17 protein-coding genes are annotated in these 18,494 nt (G+C 44.8%); 8 read left to right on the top strand and 9 right to left on the bottom strand.

Annotated elements, in window-relative coordinates; all coding sequences use genetic code 11:
* Positions 1–53: 53 nt before the first annotated feature.
* Genes pspC through pspA form a run of 3 tightly spaced genes read right to left on the bottom strand, consistent with a single transcriptional unit; the run spans position 54 to position 1,355 of the window.
* Positions 54–443: an envelope stress response membrane protein PspC gene (gene pspC / locus ACTS60_RS22180; protein ID WP_440890006.1), complete on the bottom strand. Its 390-nt coding sequence runs from the start codon at positions 441–443 to the stop codon at positions 54–56.
* Positions 436–669, bottom strand: a complete 234-nt coding sequence (gene pspB / locus ACTS60_RS22175; RefSeq protein ID WP_128810659.1) for an envelope stress response membrane protein PspB — start codon at positions 667–669, stop codon at positions 436–438. Before pspB ends, pspC begins: the two co-directional genes overlap by 8 nt.
* A gap of 14 nt (positions 670–683) precedes the next feature.
* The gene (gene pspA / locus ACTS60_RS22170) at positions 684–1,355 is read right to left on the bottom strand and encodes a phage shock protein PspA (RefSeq protein ID WP_440890005.1); all 672 of its coding nucleotides are present in this window, start codon (positions 1,353–1,355) and stop codon (positions 684–686) included.
* Positions 1,356–1,586: 231 nt separating this feature from the next.
* Between pspA and pspF the strand changes: the two genes are divergently transcribed.
* From pspF to ACTS60_RS22140, 6 genes are all read left to right on the top strand, one after another.
* Positions 1,587–2,597: a phage shock protein operon transcriptional activator gene (pspF, locus tag ACTS60_RS22165; protein WP_440890004.1), complete on the top strand. Its 1,011-nt coding sequence runs from the start codon at positions 1,587–1,589 to the stop codon at positions 2,595–2,597.
* Positions 2,598–3,020: 423 nt separating this feature from the next.
* Positions 3,021–4,640 carry an ABC transporter substrate-binding protein SapA gene (gene sapA / locus ACTS60_RS22160; RefSeq protein ID WP_440890003.1) on the top strand — a complete coding sequence of 540 codons (1,620 nt, stop codon included), beginning with the start codon at positions 3,021–3,023 and terminating at the stop codon, positions 4,638–4,640.
* Positions 4,640–5,602 (top strand): ABC transporter permease, encoded by a 963-nt coding sequence (locus tag ACTS60_RS22155; RefSeq protein WP_440890002.1) that lies wholly within the window; start codon positions 4,640–4,642, stop codon positions 5,600–5,602. Before sapA ends, ACTS60_RS22155 begins: the two co-directional genes overlap by 1 nt.
* The gene (locus ACTS60_RS22150; protein WP_440890001.1) at positions 5,589–6,476 is read left to right on the top strand and encodes an ABC transporter permease subunit; all 888 of its coding nucleotides are present in this window, start codon (positions 5,589–5,591) and stop codon (positions 6,474–6,476) included. Before ACTS60_RS22155 ends, ACTS60_RS22150 begins: the two co-directional genes overlap by 14 nt.
* The gene (locus ACTS60_RS22145) at positions 6,476–7,471 is read left to right on the top strand and encodes a peptide ABC transporter ATP-binding protein (RefSeq protein WP_440890000.1); all 996 of its coding nucleotides are present in this window, start codon (positions 6,476–6,478) and stop codon (positions 7,469–7,471) included. Before ACTS60_RS22150 ends, ACTS60_RS22145 begins: the two co-directional genes overlap by 1 nt.
* On the top strand, positions 7,468–8,250 hold the full coding sequence (locus ACTS60_RS22140) for a peptide ABC transporter ATP-binding protein (protein WP_440889999.1): 783 nt from the start codon (positions 7,468–7,470) through the stop codon (positions 8,248–8,250). The genes ACTS60_RS22145 and ACTS60_RS22140 overlap by 4 nt, the downstream gene beginning before the upstream one ends.
* Before the next feature lie 100 nt (positions 8,251–8,350).
* On the opposite strand, the gene ACTS60_RS22135 is transcribed toward ACTS60_RS22140, so the two are convergent.
* Both ACTS60_RS22135 and ACTS60_RS22130 read right to left on the bottom strand, forming a co-directional pair.
* A complete protein-coding gene (locus ACTS60_RS22135; RefSeq protein ID WP_005425781.1) occupies positions 8,351–8,740 on the bottom strand; it encodes a DUF2750 domain-containing protein in 390 nt (129 codons plus the stop codon).
* A 74-nt stretch (positions 8,741–8,814) separates the two neighbouring features.
* The gene (locus ACTS60_RS22130; protein ID WP_440889998.1) at positions 8,815–9,720 is read right to left on the bottom strand and encodes a manganese-dependent inorganic pyrophosphatase; all 906 of its coding nucleotides are present in this window, start codon (positions 9,718–9,720) and stop codon (positions 8,815–8,817) included.
* Positions 9,721–9,926: 206 nt separating this feature from the next.
* Here ACTS60_RS22130 and ACTS60_RS22125 point away from each other — a divergent pair, with 206 nt between their 5' ends.
* Entirely contained in the window at positions 9,927–11,141 is a 1,215-nt protein-coding gene (locus ACTS60_RS22125; protein ID WP_440889997.1) for a putative manganese transporter, read from the top strand.
* A 51-nt stretch (positions 11,142–11,192) separates the two neighbouring features.
* Here the strand turns inward: ACTS60_RS22125 and ACTS60_RS22120 are convergent, their stop codons facing one another.
* The 4 genes from ACTS60_RS22120 to torE form a co-directional block, all read right to left on the bottom strand.
* Positions 11,193–12,932 carry a glycoside hydrolase family 36 protein gene (locus tag ACTS60_RS22120; protein ID WP_440889996.1) on the bottom strand — a complete coding sequence of 580 codons (1,740 nt, stop codon included), beginning with the start codon at positions 12,930–12,932 and terminating at the stop codon, positions 11,193–11,195.
* Between the two features lie 199 nt (positions 12,933–13,131).
* The gene (torA, locus tag ACTS60_RS22115; RefSeq protein ID WP_440889995.1) at positions 13,132–15,594 is read right to left on the bottom strand and encodes a trimethylamine-N-oxide reductase TorA; all 2,463 of its coding nucleotides are present in this window, start codon (positions 15,592–15,594) and stop codon (positions 13,132–13,134) included.
* Between the two features lie 25 nt (positions 15,595–15,619).
* Entirely contained in the window at positions 15,620–16,804 is a 1,185-nt protein-coding gene (gene torC, locus ACTS60_RS22110; protein ID WP_440889994.1) for a pentaheme c-type cytochrome TorC, read from the bottom strand.
* A gap of 50 nt (positions 16,805–16,854) precedes the next feature.
* Positions 16,855–17,034, bottom strand: a complete 180-nt coding sequence (gene torE, locus ACTS60_RS22105; protein WP_005450728.1) for a trimethylamine N-oxide reductase system protein TorE — start codon at positions 17,032–17,034, stop codon at positions 16,855–16,857.
* A gap of 462 nt (positions 17,035–17,496) precedes the next feature.
* Between torE and ACTS60_RS22100 the strand changes: the two genes are divergently transcribed.
* Entirely contained in the window at positions 17,497–18,291 is a 795-nt protein-coding gene (locus ACTS60_RS22100) for an ABC transporter permease (protein WP_440889993.1), read from the top strand.
* Positions 18,292–18,494: the final 203 nt, after the last annotated feature.

Raw genomic sequence — 18,494 nt, 5'->3', positions numbered from 1 at the left:
ATAAAAATAAAGCAGACCTGCGCCTGCTTTATCAATAAATTGGAAACTAATGACTAGAGCTTATTAAACTCTCTGTTTACGCGATAAGTATCAGAAGTGACATACGCTTCCATACTGCGAATTTTGCTATCAAGACGATTAAAGTCACTTTCTAGCACACTCAACAATTGATCTGGGCTCTGTCCCTTCTGCCACGGCTTACTCTTTAGTGTATGCTCTTCACGTGACTTAATGTTCTCAGTATAAGTCACTGGCTGTTTTTCTAGCATGAAGGTCATTGCGATGTATGCCAACAGGACTAAAAATGTGCCACCTAACAAAGCTGCGGAAATTACAACGATACGAATCAACCAAACTTCCGCACCAAAGTAGTTTGCAACTCCGGCACAAACGCCGGAGATTTTTCCATTTACAGGGTCACGGTACAGTTCTCGTTTATTCATATTTGCGTCTCCACGTTGGGGATTCTGCATCTAGGATACGCTCCAAGGTTTCAACTCGAGACTGCATCGCTTCCGCTTTTTCAGATAGTACCTGAAGGCGCTCTAGATCTTGGCTCGACAGTGCACTATCTGCTTTGCGCTTGCTGCGATAGTGTAAGAAGAGCCATAGTGGAGCGACAAAGATTAAAAAGACAATCAGTGGTCCAGTAATAATAAATGTCGACATAAATGGCTCCTTTCTTATTTATTGTTCGATGACATCTGTTCTTTCAGTTTTGCCAACTCTTTTTCAATTTCATCTTGTGCTTGAAGCTCTGCAAACTCTTGGTCTAGCGATTTTGCATTGCCAGTTTTTGCGTATAGATCCGCTTCAGCTTCCATCTCGTCAATTTTACGAGAGTACTGTTCGAACTTTGCCATCGCTTCGTTTGTACGACCTGCGTGCAGTTGCTTTTGTACGTCGCGACGGTTAGAAGCAGTTTGGTTACGAATAGCTAGTGCTTGTTGCTTAGCGCGAGTTTCTGTAATTTTTGCTTCTAGCTTACCAATTTCACCAGTTAGCTTTTCAATAGTTTCTTCAACCAGCGTTTGCTCAGTATGAAGACCTTTAATTACTTGCTCCAGCTTTTGCTTTTCAATCAGAGCTGCACGCGCTAGATCTTCGCGTTCTTTCACTAAAGCTAGACTTGCCTTTTGGCTCCATTCATTGATTTGGTCTTCTAAAGCTTCAACTTTGCGAGCTAACTCTTTTTTATCTGCAATCGCTTTAGCCGAGTTAGTGCGCACTTCTACCAGTGTGTCTTCCATTTCTTGAATGATAAGACGGATCATTTTTTCAGGATCTTCCGCCTTGTCTAGCAATGCACTGATGTTTGAATTAACGATATCTGCAAAACGAGAAAAAATACCCATAACGGAACTCCTCTTTTCCTATTTAAACTCGACAAGGTGGTAATTTACCTTGCGTCTCCCTTTAGATATAACAAGTTGCATGCCAACTTTTATTTTCATTACAAATCAACACCTTAAGCATTTTGTTGTCGTAGCATACCGATATGCTATGATGTTTTTCACCAACAGTTGGTAAATTTCACCAACTTCAATACTGTAACTTATGGCCAGATAGAAAATAAGAAGGATTTTATGAAGCAAAACCTTATTGGTGAATCGCCCGCTTTTCTTGCCGTACTAGATAAAGTATCACAACTTGCACCCATCGAGCGTCCGGTCCTCATCATTGGAGAACGAGGCACGGGTAAAGAGCTCATCGCACAACGTTTACACTATTTATCAAAGCGTTGGGATAAGCCACTGCTTTCTTTAAACTGTGCGACATTAAGCGAGGGCTTAATTGACTCCGAGCTATTTGGCCATGAATCTGGTTCATTTACTGGCTCAAAAGGCAAACACAAAGGACGTTTTGAACGAGCCGAAGGTGGTACGCTGTTTCTGGACGAACTAGCAACAGCCCCCTTGTTAGTCCAAGAGAAGTTGCTGCGTGTAATCGAATACGGTGAATATGAACGTGTGGGCGGACATACTGCACTGACTGCTGATGTGCGCTTGGTATGTGCAACTAATGCCGATTTACCTAAATTAGCAGAGCAAGGTGATTTTCGAGCGGACTTGTTAGACCGTTTGGCGTTTGATGTCATTATGCTACCTCCATTAAGAGAGCGAAAAGAAGACATCCTTTCGCTTGCCCAGCATTACGCGATTAAAATGTGTCGCGAATTACAGTTGGAATACTTTGTCGGCTTTACGGAAGACGCTCAACAATCACTACTGGATTACGCATGGCCTGGTAACGTTCGTGAGTTGAAAAACGTTATCGAGCGAGCCATCTATCGTCACGGCTTGAATTCAGACCCTATTGAACATCTAATCTTTGATCCATTCGCGACTGGCTGGGACAACTCGCTAGGTCACTCCTCAAATCAAGACCAAGTGAATGTGACAGAATCGCCCGAAAAAAGTGAGATTCACTTTCCTTTGGATTACAAGCAATGGCAAGAGGATCAAGATATTGAGCTACTCAACCGAGCGCTAGAAGAAGCGAAGTTTAACCAACGTCAAGCAGCAGAGCTGTTAGGGTTGAGCTACCACCAACTGCGTGGCATGGTCAGAAAGTACGGCTTAGTTGGACAAGGATAAGCATCATCAGCCCTGCGTTTTAGCGACAGCTCAATACCAAGCTTTTGAAGGGAGATTTGTCTTGGCTCGCATACTTTGTTGTCGATTTTTGATTTAGAACTGCTAGCTCTTCAAATCGTCTCCTGGTCGGCAGACCAAGTCAATCTCGCGGAACTAAGCATCTCGAGGTGAGTTAGGTATATACTAAGAAAATTAGGCATGTTCCTAACCTGTCGTGTTTTATACATATAGTGAGCAATTTGAGAGGCCAATAAGGTCAACAATCAGAAATGACACGGTAATTTGATCTAACACCCCGCGACTCAACGATTTTATGTTTGGAGCGAGTTGGCAAAGATGATAAATTAGCGGGATCATTTTCGCTTGTTATACCTGATGCTAAAAGCAAAAGGAGCAAGCAAAGTCCAATGACCATTTCATATTATGAAAGCTTTTATAAGACTATCGCTGAGCCTTCTTGGTATTAGCCTACTCACCGCATGTGGTGACGAAATTGACCACAATGAAATTCGCGAGAATGGATTTGTGTTTTGTGGGCAAGGTAAGCCAACCACATTTAACCCCCAGCTCATTGACAGTGGAATCACTGCTGAAGCACTAAGCCCTCAGCTTTACGATACACTGCTTACGCTCGATCCAAAATCTCATCAACCCGTTGCCAACATTGCAGAAAGTTGGTCTGTAAACGAGACTGGTACAGAGTACACGTTTAATCTAAAACAGGGCGTACAGTTTCAAAAAACACCTTGGTTTTCCCCTTCTCGTCCGTTTAATGCGCAAGATGTGGTATTTAGCTTCAAGCGAATCATTGATGTAAACCATCCGTTTCACGACGTCGGTGGTGGTTTTTATCCATGGTTTGCGGGTTTGGATTTCCAAAATCTTGTGAAAGATGTGATTGCTCTCGATGACCACACCGTTAAGTTTGTGCTGGCTCAACCGAATTTTGCTTTCTTGGCGAATATTGCCACTAGTCACGCGGTCCTACTCTCTGCGGAATACGGTCAACAACTTGCCGCAAAAGATGAGAAAGCACAAATCGACACCTTACCTATTGGTACGGGGCCTTACCAACTTAAAGAGTACCAAGTTAACGATCTGATTCGGTTAGAGCGTCACCCTGGTTACTGGAAGTCACCAGCCAAAATGGAACAAGTGGTATTTGATATCTCACATCGTGGGACAGGTACTCTCGCCAAACTATTAAGAAATGAATGTGATGTTTTGGCATCGCCAATTTCTAGCCAGATTCCGATCATTCAAGAAACAGAACATCTTGAGTTAACCGCAACGCCAGCAAACAACGTTTCTTTTATCGCGATCAACACCAGTCATTCTGCACTTAGTGATCCTAGAGTTCGTCAAGCATTGAACCTTGCGATCAATCGACAAAATATTCTGGATTCTGTTTACTACGGTACTGGAACTCAAGCCTATACCCTGCTTCCACCAAACTCCTGGGCTTACCAAAAAGACAGCGTAAAGATACGATATGATCGAAACTATGCATTAGCGTTACTACGCGAAGCTGGTTTTGACAAGGGACTTAAACTGACTATGTGGGTTCCACTAGAGCCTCGGGCCTTCAACCCAAGCCCGAGAAAGACAGCTGAATTGATTCAAGCAAACTTTGCCGATATTGGTGTCGACTTAAGGTTATTAACCGATGACCGCTTTGAGCGCACACAACTCGAAACCATCAACAACGTCGACTTATTGCTAACAGGTTGGATCGGCGATACTGGTGATCCTGATAACTTCTTCCGACCTCTGCTCTCGTGCGATTCAGAGCGCGTTGGTTTGAACGTTTCGATGTGGTGTAACGATGATTTTGACTTCTTGTTAGACTTGGCGCTCGAAACTCAACAGCCCCGTTACCGCCTGAACTTGTACCGCCAAGCCCAGAATATTTTGAACGAGGAGTTTCCGGTTATTCCTCTGGCTCATGGTGTCCAGTTCCGTGTCCACGATAAATCGCTGAAGGGCTTCAAATCTAGCCCTTTTAATGCACAACCTTTTGATAAAGTTGAGAGAATTCATTAATGTTTTGGTACGCCGTAAGACGCCTTAATCTCTTTGTTATCACCTTGATGATCCTCACTTTAGTGGGTTTTTCTCTGCTACGTCTTGATCCCATTTCACACTGGGCAAACGTTGAATTTTGGTCTGGGTGGCAAAGCTATTTAGTCGAGCTGTCTCAACTCAATTTTGGCATCAGTAAAAATGGCAACGCCATATACGAAGAACTGGCTGTCGTGTTCCCTGCAACACTAGAATTATGCTTCTTTGCCTTTATCGTTTCACTGTTAATAGGCATCCCCTTGGGTACGATTGCTGGGATGAAGCAAGGAAAATGGCTTGATACCAGTATCTCGTTCGTCGCCATGTCAGGTTACTCTGCTCCTATCTTCTGGGTCGCGCTGATGTTAATCATGATGTTTTCGCTGCAGTATCACGTCTTTCCTGTCGCAGGCCGTTATGATTTACTCTATGAAATTGACCACGTCACAGGCTTTGCAATCATTGATGCCTTTATGGCAAAAGGCGAGTACAGAGCGCACGCCCTCCAAAGCGTAATCGAACACATGATCTTGCCATGTTTGGTTTTAGCCCTTGCGCCTACGACTCAGGTTATCGGCTTAATGCGTGCCTCAGTAGCTGAAGTAATGAGCCAAAACTATATCCGTGCCGCTCGAATCAAAGGTTTGTCTAACCGTGAGATCGTTACTCAACATGTGCTTCGCAACGCGATTCCTCCAATCATCCCTAAAGTTGGCGTACAGTTATCCAGCATGATCACGTTGGCGATCATTACTGAATCTATCTTCAACTGGCCGGGCATCGGTCGCTGGCTATTGGACGCACTTTCGAATCAAGATTATGCATCAATTCAAGCGGGCGTTATGGTTCTGGCAACGCTTGTTTTGACCGCAAATATACTCTCGGACTTGATTGGTGCCATGATCAACCCTCTAGTGAGAAAGGAATGGTATGCTAACAAATAACGTTTATCAGGAAGAGCGCATTCCAACTCAGTTTGAACGCTTCTGGCGCAGCTATCGGGCAAATAGCCTCGCAATGTTTGGCTTGTGGTGTTTAGGCTTTATCGTATTGGTAACTATTTTTGCTCCCTTACTGGCTCCATTCGATCCACAAGCACAGTCAGGTGAGTTACTAGTCCCGCCATCCTGGGCACCTGCTGGAACGGTAGATTACTTCTTGGGCACAGATGACTTGGGCCGTGACATTCTTTCACGCCTAATTATTGGTTCACAATTAACATTTGGCGCTGCTGTCGCTGTGACAGCTATTGCCGCTCTCATCGGTTGCTTCATCGGTGTTTTGGCTGGCATGACCAAAGGCCTATTATCGAGTACCTTGAACCACCTACTCGACACAGTTATGTCGATTCCATCGCTGCTGCTTGCAATCATCTTCGTCGCTTTCTTGGGCTTTGGTGAGTTCAATATTCTTCTAGCGATCTGCTTGGCCTTGATTCCGCGCTTTATTCGCTCGGTCTACATTGCCGTGCATACCGAAGTTGAAAAAGATTACATCATGGCTGCACGCCTAGATGGTGCCAATGACTTCTACCTACTGTGGAACTCTATTCTGCCAAACGTGCTAACTGTTATCGCTGCAGAAATCACTCTGGCGCTATCTGTTGCGATTTTAGACATCACGGCACTTGGTTTCCTTGGTTTAGGCGCACAAGCGCCAAGCACAGAATGGGGTGCAATTCTTGGCGACTCTGTTGAGCTGATTTATATTGCGCCGTGGACGGTGACGTTACCAGGCCTCACCATTATGTTTACTGTAGTTGTTCTAAACTTAGTGGGTGAAGGTGTACGCCAAGCGCTCAATGCAGGGATCGAATAATGCCGTTATTAGATATTCGACATTTAACCATTGAAATTGAAACGCCATCAGGCTTAGTGAAAGCCGTTGACCGCATGAGTATTACCTTAAATGAAGGTGAAATTCGTGGTTTGGTAGGTGAATCAGGCTCGGGGAAAAGCTTAGTCGCAAAAGCGATTGTAGGCGTTTGTAAAGACAACTGGAAAGTAACAGCTGACCGGATGCGCCTTGGCAATATCGACCTACTTCAATTAACTCCAAAAGAGCGTCGACGAGTCATTGCTCGTGATATCGCGATGATATTCCAAGAACCTTCAACCTGTTTGGACCCCTCGGAAGAAGTTGGACACCAGCTAATTGAATCGATCCCTTCTCGCTCTTTCGAAGGAAAATGGTGGGAGCGCTTTAAATGGCGCAAAAAGCAGGCGATAGCCCTACTCCATAAAGTTGGTATCAAAGACCATAAACGTTTGATGGGCAGTTACCCCTATGAACTTACAGATGGTGAGTGTCAAAAAATCATGATTGCGATGGCTATCGCTACCAAGCCAAAAATCTTGATTGCCGACGAACCAACTAACGACTTGGACCCTATCACTCAGTCACAGATATTGCGTCTGTTGAGCCGAATGAATCAATTGAACAACACCACGATTGTGTTGATCGGGCACGATTTAACCACCATTACTCAATGGGCAAACCGAATTACAGTAATGTATTGCGGTCAGTCGGTTGAGTCTGCGGATACTGAGAAGCTTATCGAGGCGCCTAAGCACCCTTACACAGCTGCTTTGCTGAAAGCGATGCCTGACTTTAATGACTGGATTCCACATAAACAGAAATTACAATCTCTGCCAGGCTCGATCCCTCCTCTGCAGCATTTGCCGATTGGCTGTCGCTTAGGACCACGTTGCCCTTATGCACAGAGACAGTGCGTGGAAATTCCGCATACTAAACGTATCAAAAACCATAAGTTTAGCTGTCACTTCCCACTAAATACGGAGAAAAGTTCATGAGTGCGTTGCTTGAAGTCGATAACCTATCGAAACAGTTCGTCACGCGCTCAGGTCTGTTTAAGCGAAAAGTGAAAGAGGCCGTTAAGCCTGTGAGCTTCAGTTTAGAACCCGGACAAACCATTGGTTTTATTGGGCAAAACGGCTCAGGAAAATCGACCTTAGCACGCATGTTAGCCGGCGTGATTGAACCAAGTTCTGGTGAGATTCGTGTAAACGGAGAACGTCTGGAACACAAAGATTACTCGACACGCTGCAAGCTGATCCGCATGATTTTCCAAGATCCAAACACCTCTTTGAACCCACGAATCCAGATTGGTCGTATTTTGGAAGGTCCACTAAAACGTAACACTAACATGCCACCAGATGCGCGTATGAAGCGTGTGAAGGACACGTTGTTACGTGTAGGCTTGCTGCCTGAGCACGCTTATTTCTACCCTCAAATGCTCGCAGCGGGTCAGAAACAGCGCGTTTGCCTTGCTCGCGCGTTAATCCTACAGCCGTCAATAATCGTCGCCGATGAAGCGTTAAACGGTCTAGACATGGCAATGCGCTCTCAGATCATCAACCTATTTTTAGAGCTTCAAGAAGAGATGGGCTTGTCGTTCGTTTACGTATCTCAGCACATCGGTATCGTCAAACATATTACTGATAAAGTGATGGTGATGCATGAAGGTGAAGTGGTCGAGTTTGGCGATACAAACCAAGTCCTGACCAACCCAGAACATGCAATTACCCAGCGACTGGTTGAGAGCCACTTTTACAAAGCCCCAAGCCACTAACAACGGGCTGTCAGTAAAAGCCTCAACAAGAAATAACAAAGCCTGCATCAATGCAGGCTTTGTTAATTCTGGGGGGCGGGCAATGCTCTATTCGTGACGATTAGCGACGGCTTGCTTGCTTACGCAATTCAAAATCGAACTCGTCAGGGAATAGCACCACACCTTCTTCATTTTGATTTGGGAAAACCACAACAGACAACTCATCGTCTTCCAAACCAGAAGTCCAACGGCTGTGCCATTTATTTAGAGAGATAGCTTCCGGCTCACACTCTTCCCAATCGCCTGTCGCCCATTGCTGTGCAAACTCTTCATTTGGCCACACAGGTACACAATCGTCGTCTTCTGTGTTTAACATCACGCAGCCGTGTTCATCTTTCAGGATCCACACTTTGCGGTTCGCTACGATTTCCTTCACACAGTATTTCAAACGCTGCTCTTCATTGTAGCGATTGATGGTATCCATTTGCTCTTGGGTTAATGCTTCAGACATGTTCGTCTCCTATTCCCATAGAAAAATGCCCACCTATTGGCGGGCATTTAAAGTATATGCTGGTAACAATGAAATTACGCAAGCTCAGTTTGAAGCCAAGGCCAGCCTTGCTTCTTACGGCTTAGTGTATTTTCCATCATTAGCATGCCATCTTGCTCATGCTTAACTAGCTTCTCAGCCCACTCACCTTTGTAAAGTAGACGAGTTTGAGCCGTAGTGATGTCTGTTAGCATCACAGCAGCAAATGCTAGGTTGTCGTTTGCACAACGAGCTTCTAGATCCGCTTCTAGCGCGTCGATCATACCGTCAACTTGATCAAGCGTTGCAAGCTCAACTTGACCAACTACAACGTCACGACCATTGAATGGGTAACCTTTCAGGTCTTTTTCAACAAGCTCAGCCGCAGATAGACCTTCGATGTTTGTCTTAGCGATTAGAAGATCTTTAGTAAATGCGTCAACATCTTGTACATCTGCGATTGCAGCAAGCTCAGCTACAGCGTCTTTGTCTTTTTGAGTACAAGTTGGAGAAGCAAAACCTACTGTGTCAGATAGGATAGCTGACATCATTAGCTTAGCGATTTGAGGAGTAATCGTGTGACCTTCAATCTTGAACATGTTGAATAGTACTGTGTTAGTACAACCAACAGGCCAGATCCATGCTTCCATTGGGTTTACTGTCATCACGTCACCTAGACGGTGGTGGTCAACAATGCCTGCAACTTCTGCTTCAGCAATATCGTCTGGTGCTTGCGCTAGGTCTGAGTAATCTACTAGCCAAACAGTTTCACCCGCTACTGATGTACGAAGTTCAGGAACTTCTGCACCAGCCACCTCAAGGATGTGCTGAGTTTCACGGTTAATTTCGCCTTGGCGGATTGGCATTGCTTCAGTGCCACGCGCCTTTAGAAGTTCAGTTGCAACTAGTGCACTACAGATGCTGTCACTGTCTGGGTTTTTATGACCTACAACTAGAATCATGTTTCTTCCTATTCAAGTCAGTTTGATGCGCTTCCTAAAGGGGTGAATTGCATAACGAATTACACCTTGGAAGCGGGTTTGCTCACAAAGGCGCTTACTTTACCTGATTTGAGGGAAATTGACACGAAGAAAAGTTGTTACTGGCTGTTGCGAATAATTCGCATTTGCATATAATGAGAATTATTACCATTTGCATTTAGGCAGTTATGAACGCAACTAAGATCTTCAACTCAGCCCACTCACTGTTGCAGCCCAGCCAGTTTCACCTCGCTTATAAAAGGCTGTTATTGCCTGTTGTACTCCTAGTCTTACTAGTGAATGAAACAACGAGAGACGTGACCGTCGCAACTTTGTCTGATTCCTTCTGGGCAGTATCTTGCTACGTTGCCGCAACATTAGCAATTTACCACTACTTGTCATCCTTTATGTCGAAGAGTAACCACTTTACGGCTCTTTATCACAGCTCACGTAGTCATCAGGTGTTCTTTGCTGCACTGCTAGGTGCTCTTCCCGGTTGTGGGGGGGCAATTGTTGTAACGACTCAATTTGTTAGTGGCCGTGCAGGCTTTGGGGCGATTGTGGCCGTGCTTACCTCGACCATGGGCGATGCGGCTTTCTTGTTGCTAGCAGCGCAGCCAGCAACGGGTTTTGGTGTTATCGCCTTGAGTATTGTCGTTGGTACTCTGTCTGGTTGGGTAGTGAATGCTTTTCATGCGGATGATTTCTTACGTCCAAAACAGAAAGAACAGTCAGCTCAAACAAAGTGCTGTAACAGCCACAGCGACATACATACTCCCATGGAGCAACGTGCGATTAACTTGCAAGGTACATTTTGGAAATGGTTGCTTGTGCCTGTTAGCATCGTTGCTGTACTTGGTTCTTTTCAAGTTGACATCAACCAAATGCTTGGTTTGAAAGACAATACCATCGAATGGTTAGGGGCGACGCTTGCGGTGATCAGTATGTTCCTTTGGGCAATGACTAAGGAACTTGGCGACTACCAATCGACCGTATCGGAAGATGACAAAATCATAGACTCTCACCCAATTCAAAAGGCCGCGCAAGATACGAACTTTGTCAGCGCATGGGTCATTTTGGCTTTCCTTGCTTTTGAGCTCACCACATACTTCTCAGGTCTGGAATTAGGCACAACTTTCTCTGGCTGGGGTATTTGGATGCCACTAATTGGCCTTGCGATTGGCATGCTACCGGGCTGTGGCCCGCAAATATTAGTCACTAGCCTTTATATTTCTGGCGCAGCGCCACTATCTGCACAGTTATCGAATGCGATTTCAAATGACGGTGATGCGCTGTTCCCAGCTATTGCGATGGCGCCGAAAGCAGCCTTAGTTGCGACTATCTACTCGGCAATCCCTGCATTAATCGTCGGTTATGGGTACTTCTTCTTATTCGAATATTAATATAAAAAAGAGCCTCACTTTAGGCTCTTCTACTTTTTCAATTTGATCAGATTATGCGGTCACAATGGCTTTCGCATTCAGACCTTTATCCAAGCTAACGAGTAACAACTGACAAGGCTCTTGGTTGAGCTTATCTCCTGTCCAGTAATCATACCAATCAGTAGGCTGATCGGCAGTGAGAGTAAATTCCGCAGCTTCATCGTTGGCGTAATTAAACAAACAATGCAAATCGTTTTTAGACGTTAATGGCAAGAATGCATGGTTTAGCCCTAATGCAGTGAACTTGGCAGACTCTTGATTGCGATGCTGACGTAGCATCAACTTCGTGAACGTCTTGCTCGCAAATGGTGTCATTTCAGGTAAAGGGTCACCTGAAAGTAATAGACCACCACACGCCAACAACGCATTACGGTGGAACTGATAATCTTCACGAGAAGCCGCCTGGTTTGGCAAAGACGTAAACGTCGCGCAATCTGGGTCGATTTGCCATAACTTGCGGTGCTGCCAACTGCGAAAGAACGTTTCTTTAGCGATTTGCTCAAAACGATGGCTATGACGCTCTACATCATCCGATACGCGCATAGCATCTACCAAGCCTAGCGAAGGCCACATTGGTGCATTACAGCCTAGCAACCATGCATCCCCTGCTCCTTTAGCGATGGCTTCCATACCCATGCGGTATGCTTCAACGCCGGTTACGCCAGATTGACTGCGCAGACCCTTGAGCGTACCCCAGTAGTTTGCATCTAACTTAAAGAGCTCGACACCCCATTCTTGACGCATCACGGAAACTACACGGGTTAAATGATCTTGGACTTCAGGGTTCGAGGTATCGAGAATATACCAAGGCGTGCAACGCCAACCCCCATAAGTCACATCTTCGGCTTTCAGTAAGCTGCCGTCAGTGTGGCGAACAAACCATTCGGGGTGCATTTTAAAGATTTCAGACTCAGGCTGCGCGATAAATGGAGCCATCCAAATGGCTGGTTTTTTGCCTTTCGCACGAATGTTGTGAATTAGCTCTTTCACCCCACCGGAGAATTTATCCGATGGCGTTAACCAATCACCCATAAATGCTTGGTAGCCATCATCGAGCAATACCCATTCAAGCTCAGACAAGCTCTCTTGCATGCACTCTACGTTTTCTAAAATATTATTTTCAGTGACATCTGCATAGTAAGCGTACCAAGAACACCAACCAATTGGCGCGTCTTGTAAAACGCCATTACGAACTGGGTGATGCTCAGCAATCATTTCGCTGTACTCTTGGTAAAGTTCAGACAACGAACTTCCTCGGAGAACAGCAACGGATTCAAGATGGTTATGTTCCCAATCTGCCACTTGCGTGTGCTCGCCATCAATTGCTGCTGATAGAATCCAGCGCTCACCAAGCTGTTGCACCTCAAAATAGCCCGCAAAGCGACGACAAGAGGTGAAGCCAAACAAGCTATAACCTGTTGAGTCTTCGACAACTAAATAGTTGTAGTAACGTTTAGGTGCGTTTTCAGGGTAAATTCGGTATGAGGCATTGTTGTCGGGACAACGCCCTACTTCAACAGGCTGAGAGATCGTGCCAGACGTTTGCGCCAGCATTTGAAAGCCATCACCGATAACAGTTGCACCTTGTTCATGGAGAAAAGGCATTTCGAATAATACTTCACGCTCTGTGAAAGTTTTATTGTGAAGTCCAGCAAACGAAAAATGGGCCTGATTACCAACAATCTCGAATTGAAGATCATTGTCTCTTAACGTGATTTCGGTGTGATTGGCCAATTGAATGGTCTGTGCCATAGATAATTTACTCACTTACTTATTATTGTGTCGTTTCCTCCATTATCCTTCGCTTCTATCACCCAATTCGTTATCAAGCTCACGAAACAGAATCCCGTTCGTCTACACGTAACAAGTATTGAGAGAATGCTCACTGAAATTTGGTTAAAAAAATACCAGCCCGAAGGCTGGTATTTCATTTAAAGCTTAGTGTGCCGAATTAAGCAACTTCGATTGGACCACCAAACGAAGTAACTGGTGGAACCTTACCAGTGAACTTCTCGAAGTCTACGATACATGTGTTCGCAGAAGTCGCCTGTGCTAGCTCAGAAGAACCGATGTCTTGAGTTAGTGTGTTAGGATCACCGTAAGTACAGATTGCACCGACTTTCTCGTTTAGAGGACCGTACCACGCACCTTCTTCGATACGGATAACACCACGTGGGTAGCTGTCAGTAAGTACAGCACCAGCAAGAAGCTGACCGCGGTCGTTAAATACGCGTACCAAGTCACCGTCTTTGATGCCTTTCGCTTTTGCATCAATTGGGTTGATGTATACAGGCTCACGACCTTGAACAGCGTAAGTTGCGCGGAAGTCTTCAGATTCACACATCTGAGAATGCAGACGCTTGTCTGGGTGGCAAGACTGTAGCCAGTAAGGGTGTTTGTCTGAACCAGGACCACCATGTGAACGTTCTGATTTCTCGAACCACATTGGGTGTTCTTGACAGTGCTCGTAACCGTAACGACCGATCTTACGAGATGTGATCTCGATGAAACCAGAAGGTGTACCCAGTGGGTTGATTTCTGGATCTTGACGGAAGTCAGCGTGACGAACCCAAGGCTTACCTTGACCGAAGTCTAATACGCTCTTTTCCCAGAACTCATTAAATTCTGGCATTTCGAACTTACCGTCGTTCGCTTTCTTACAATCGTTGTACAGGCTTTGGATCCACTCCATTTCGCTCATGCCACGAGTGTACTCGTCGCGACGACCAAAGCGTTGAGTCAGTTCACTCATGATTTGGAAGTCTGGCTTAGATTGGAACAATGGGTCCACTAGACGATGCATAGCGATCAGACCTTTGTTCGAGTAAGAACCGTAAACGTCGATGTCATTACGTTCCCACTGAGTACATGCAGGAAGCACGATATCAGAGAAACGACACGTTGCAGTCCAAGCGAACTCAATCGTCACAACCGTTTGAAGCTTCTGGAACGCTTGCTTCATGCGGTTACGATCTTGGTGGTGGTGCCATGGGTTACAACCCGAGATCACCATCATCTTGAAGTCTGGAAGCTTAACTTTACCGCCGTTGTAGTTGATCTCTTTGCCTGGTTCTAGCAGACAGTCGATCCAACGAGCAACAGGGATAGTACGGCTGAAACCGTTAAAGTCGTTGTTGTCCCACTTCGGTTTCATACCTTGATCTAGGTTACGAGGGAAACCACCAGGGCCCGCAAAACCAGTTGAAGGAACACCGATACTTGAGTAGTGGTGACCGTAAGAAATACCACCACCTGGTAGACCGATTTGACCAACCATTGCAGCAACTACTGCAGCTGCCCAGTATGGTTGCTCACCGTGCTCTTGACGCTGGATACACCAACCCATAAGGATCTGTGTACGGCCGTTCACTAGCATGCGTGCAAACTCACGAATCTTGTCTGCTTTCACACCACAAATAGGTGCAGCCCATTCAGGAGTTTTAACAACTTTATCTTTTGTTTCGCCCTGTACGTACTGGATGAACTCATTGAAGCCTAGACAGTAAGTTTCGATGAACTTCTTGTCGTATAGGTCTTCGTTGTACAGTACATGCGCGACAGCTAGCATAAATGCAACGTCTGTCATCGGGTTGATGTACAGGTGATCGTTCTCTAAGTAACGTTGAGTCTTGTTCTTAACTGGGTCTACAGAAAGAACATTGATCTCGCCTTTCGCTACTTTTTCTTTCAGCTGTGCTAGGTAGTTGAATGACTCGTGCGTTTCACAGTTCCAACCTACTTGTAGGTTTTTCACTGGATCGTTAGCCCAAAGAACGATGTTGTCTGAGTTCTCTAGAATTTCAGACCAAGACGTACCTTGTGCGTAAACTTCTGTCGAGCCAAGTACGTAAGGCATGATGGTTTGACCTGCACCAGTCGAGTAGTCACCTACTTTAGTGATGAAGTTACCGTGCATACCTACTGCACGTTGCATATGTGCTGTACAGTTGTTGAACGAACCCGTTTGGTTCCAACCGGTTTGACCTGCGTGTAGAGCCCATGGGCCGTATTCTTTCTGAACACGTTCTAGCTCGCGGTAGAAGAGGTCTAATGCCTCATCCCAAGTTACACGGATAAAACGGTTGTTACCGCGCGTCTCAGCGCTGTATTTGTGTTTTTTCAGCCAATCTAGACGAACCATTGGGTAACGAACACGTGATGGGCTGTAAATGATGCCCTTGATGCCGTTCAACATTTCTGTTGGGTTCTGGTCTAATTCTAGCGGCTTGATTTCTTGAACCTTACCCGCGTAGATGTGGGCGCGGAACGCGCCCCAGTGTGAACCTGTTACTTTCCAAGTACCAGTGCTCTCAGCTGCATTTGCAGATGCTGAAGCCAATAAGCTTGGACCGATAACTGACGCTGCACTTGTGGTTGCTACACCTTTAAGAAAACTTCTTCGTGTAATAGCCATTTAATTTACTCCAATCCGACGCTTATTAGTGGTGGCCTTCAGCATAATCTGAAGAGTGCTTCTGTAGGTACTTCAAGATCAGTGCTTCACTGTCTGTATCTAGGTTTACGAACGCTAGCATGCCGTCAAACATACCTGGCCATGTGTTCGCATCGAAGTGCGCTTCAGCAGGTTGTGTATGACATACAGAACAGTTAGTTTTGTAAGCTTCTTGCGATTTTTCCCAGATAGGGTTGATGTCGTTTAGCATAGATTCTTTCTTGATCCATACTTTCGCTGCAACTTTCTCCCAAGGAAGACCAGTTAGTTCATCAACTTTCTTCTCACCAGCAGTAACAACATTAGCGTCTGTTGATGCTTCTTTCAGTAGAGATGCAACAGCAATGTTCTTACCGAAGTCTTCTTGAATTACACGACCGAAGCCTTTTGCTTTACGCCAGCCATCGATTTCGATTTCAACGTAGTCGCCTTTGTCTTCAATTACTTTCACTGTAGACGCTGGGTTTAGTAGACCCGCTTCTTTTGCACCCTTGTCGTCGAAGTAGATTGGTAAGTGACGAACACTCACTAGTTCCTGACCAACACCGTAATTAGTGTTTGAAGTCATACCTTCAAGGTCACCAACGATACCACCGATGCTGTCCATACCAGCTGGTAGGTTGTGCGCGATACCTTTGTGACAGTCAACACAGCTTTGATCTTTTTCAGCAGCCTGTTTCATTTGGATACGAGCGGTTGGAGACATTTGCTCGAAGTCCATAGACTCATAGTTATGACAGTTTTTACACTCTAGAGATTTGTTTGCAGAGAAACGATCCCATTCGTGTTTAGCAAGTTCGATACGACGCTCTTCGAAAACGCCTGGTTCGTCGTAGTTGCCAAATACCTGTGCAAATACTTCTTTAGACGCTTGCATTTTACGAGCGATCTTATCTGTCCAGTTGTGTGGAACGTGACAGTCAGGACAAGTAGCACGAACACCAGAGTGGTTTTTCCAGTGCACTGTGTCTTGTAGTTCTACGTATACGTTGTCACGCATTGTGTGACAACTAATACAGAATTCTTCTGTGTTGGTTGCTTCTAGGGCTGTATTAAAGCCACCCCAGAAAATAACACCAGCGATGAAACCGCCCATAGTCAGCACACCAAGGCTGATATGAACTGCCGGGCGCGTCATTGTACGCCACAGTTTAATGATTAATGATTTCATTATTTGCTCTCTTAAAATCTTTTCTAAAGTGTGGTTATGAGCTCACTGGCTTACATGCCATGTGCGCCAGGAGGACCAAAGAAGAACACTTGCAGCGCCCAAACAATAAATCCGTAGCCACCTACGAAAGCCACACTCAGAATTGGGAAGAGAACAACTGCAATGAAGAGGAAAGACTTCCACTCCAGTGAGCGTTTTTCACCACTCTCAATTTTGTTAACATCACTCATACATTTGCCTGTTTTGTATCTAGTGTTATGGAAAACTTGTCTTACCAAGCTTAAGTTTTTTTACAATCTCTATTGGAAAATGTTAGACCATACTAATAGTAAGGTTCAATTAAATCCGACACTTCAACCCTTGTTATTCAATACTTTTTTGAGCTCATCCGGATATGTGTTTGATTGATATTCTTTATTAAAAAATATTAATAGATGTGTAAAAATAAGTCTTTTGCAAATTTGTTAATGATATAACAGCATGAGAACAAAGTTTACAAATTTGCGGTTTTTTGCGTGCTACTAAATCACTCATTTTCCATCCAAAGGCAAAAGGTTGTAATGAACATGTTAATCAGAGATCAAGTATTAGAATTGACTTTTAAGGATTAGATTCAAAAAAAATGGGGCTTGAAGATTCATAAACCAACGCTGCTTCGTTAAAATCAAAGCGTCATTTAGTGGGGAATTTTTATGAATCAAGTTGTTGATATTAATTGGTTTGAACTTGCACTCTTTAGTTTGATTCTCATTGTTCCGCTAGCTATCAATTTTCGATATCAATTAGGTATTGCGAAAGACACCGCTACTAGCGTCATCCGCATGATCATTCAGTTAGTTCTAGTTGGTGTTTATCTTGAGTATCTATTTAAACTAAACAGCTTAGTCATTAACTTACTTTGGTTGGTAGCCATGGTTATCGTTGGTGCTAGTTCTATCGTGGGCAAAGCGAATCTTCCCAAAAAACCATTAATGATCCCTCTTATCACTGGCCTGACTTGCAGCCTCTTTCCTCTACTCGCCGCGATTATCTTAGGGCTAGTAAAACCTGAACCATTTTACAGCGCTCAATACATGATCCCTTTAGCTGGAATGCTGCTAGGCAATAGCTTAAGTAGCAATATTGTCGCCCTACAAAACCTCTTCACTGCATTTGAGCAACGACAATCCGAATACGAAGCCGCTATATCTTTAGGTGCATCACCTAAGTACGCTTCTTTCCCTTTCCTACAAGAAGCGTTGCGTAAATCTCTAGCTCCTATCCTTGCTTCCATGGCAACAACTGGTCTAGTAACGCTTCCAGGGATGATGACAGGCCAAATCCTCGGCGGTGCGAGTCCGATGGTGGCAATTAAATATCAACTGGTGATCATGTTAGCGATTTTCGTTATGTTAAGCGTGTCCGTCGCTATTACGTTAGAAATGACATTGAGCTGTGTACAAACAAAGGAAGGTCGGGTGAAAGTGAAGTTTATCAACAAAAATTAAGCCAAAATATGACCAACCGCTGGCTACTTAAGCATCTCTTTTTATGCATTTTTCTCGTCCTCAAAAGATACTCACGATCTTTAAGACAGGTTATCCACAGAAAATGTGGATAACCTACAAAACCCATAGGCAACTAGAAACATACATCTGTATTTCAGCCGATATTCCAACTCCCCCAAATATTCACCGTTTAGTCATCGATC

Source organism: Vibrio sp. WZ-1, assembly GCF_052037695.1.
GTDB lineage: Bacteria > Pseudomonadota > Gammaproteobacteria > Enterobacterales > Vibrionaceae > Vibrio.
This window is presented reverse-complemented; position numbering and strand designations above follow the sequence as displayed.

Excerpts from the sequence above, each read along its gene's own strand:
- pspC (WP_440890006.1), bottom strand. The coding sequence starts at position 443 with ATGAATAAACGAGAACTGTACCGTGACCCTGTAAATGGAAAAATCTCC.
- pspB (WP_128810659.1), bottom strand. The coding sequence starts at position 669 with ATGTCGACATTTATTATTACTGGACCACTGATTGTCTTTTTAATCTTT.
- pspA (WP_440890005.1), bottom strand. The coding sequence starts at position 1,355 with ATGGGTATTTTTTCTCGTTTTGCAGATATCGTTAATTCAAACATCAGT.
- pspF (WP_440890004.1), top strand. The coding sequence starts at position 1,587 with ATGAAGCAAAACCTTATTGGTGAATCGCCCGCTTTTCTTGCCGTACTA.
- sapA (WP_440890003.1), top strand. The coding sequence starts at position 3,021 with ATGAAAGCTTTTATAAGACTATCGCTGAGCCTTCTTGGTATTAGCCTA.
- ACTS60_RS22155 (WP_440890002.1), top strand. The coding sequence starts at position 4,640 with ATGTTTTGGTACGCCGTAAGACGCCTTAATCTCTTTGTTATCACCTTG.
- ACTS60_RS22150 (WP_440890001.1), top strand. The coding sequence starts at position 5,589 with ATGCTAACAAATAACGTTTATCAGGAAGAGCGCATTCCAACTCAGTTT.
- ACTS60_RS22145 (WP_440890000.1), top strand. The coding sequence starts at position 6,476 with ATGCCGTTATTAGATATTCGACATTTAACCATTGAAATTGAAACGCCA.
- ACTS60_RS22140 (WP_440889999.1), top strand. The coding sequence starts at position 7,468 with ATGAGTGCGTTGCTTGAAGTCGATAACCTATCGAAACAGTTCGTCACG.
- ACTS60_RS22135 (WP_005425781.1), bottom strand. The coding sequence starts at position 8,740 with ATGTCTGAAGCATTAACCCAAGAGCAAATGGATACCATCAATCGCTAC.
- ACTS60_RS22130 (WP_440889998.1), bottom strand. The coding sequence starts at position 9,720 with ATGATTCTAGTTGTAGGTCATAAAAACCCAGACAGTGACAGCATCTGT.
- ACTS60_RS22125 (WP_440889997.1), top strand. The coding sequence starts at position 9,927 with ATGAACGCAACTAAGATCTTCAACTCAGCCCACTCACTGTTGCAGCCC.
- ACTS60_RS22120 (WP_440889996.1), bottom strand. The coding sequence starts at position 12,932 with ATGGCACAGACCATTCAATTGGCCAATCACACCGAAATCACGTTAAGA.
- torA (WP_440889995.1), bottom strand. The coding sequence starts at position 15,594 with ATGGCTATTACACGAAGAAGTTTTCTTAAAGGTGTAGCAACCACAAGT.
- torC (WP_440889994.1), bottom strand. The coding sequence starts at position 16,804 with ATGAAATCATTAATCATTAAACTGTGGCGTACAATGACGCGCCCGGCA.
- torE (WP_005450728.1), bottom strand. The coding sequence starts at position 17,034 with ATGAGTGATGTTAACAAAATTGAGAGTGGTGAAAAACGCTCACTGGAG.
- ACTS60_RS22100 (WP_440889993.1), top strand. The coding sequence starts at position 17,497 with ATGAATCAAGTTGTTGATATTAATTGGTTTGAACTTGCACTCTTTAGT.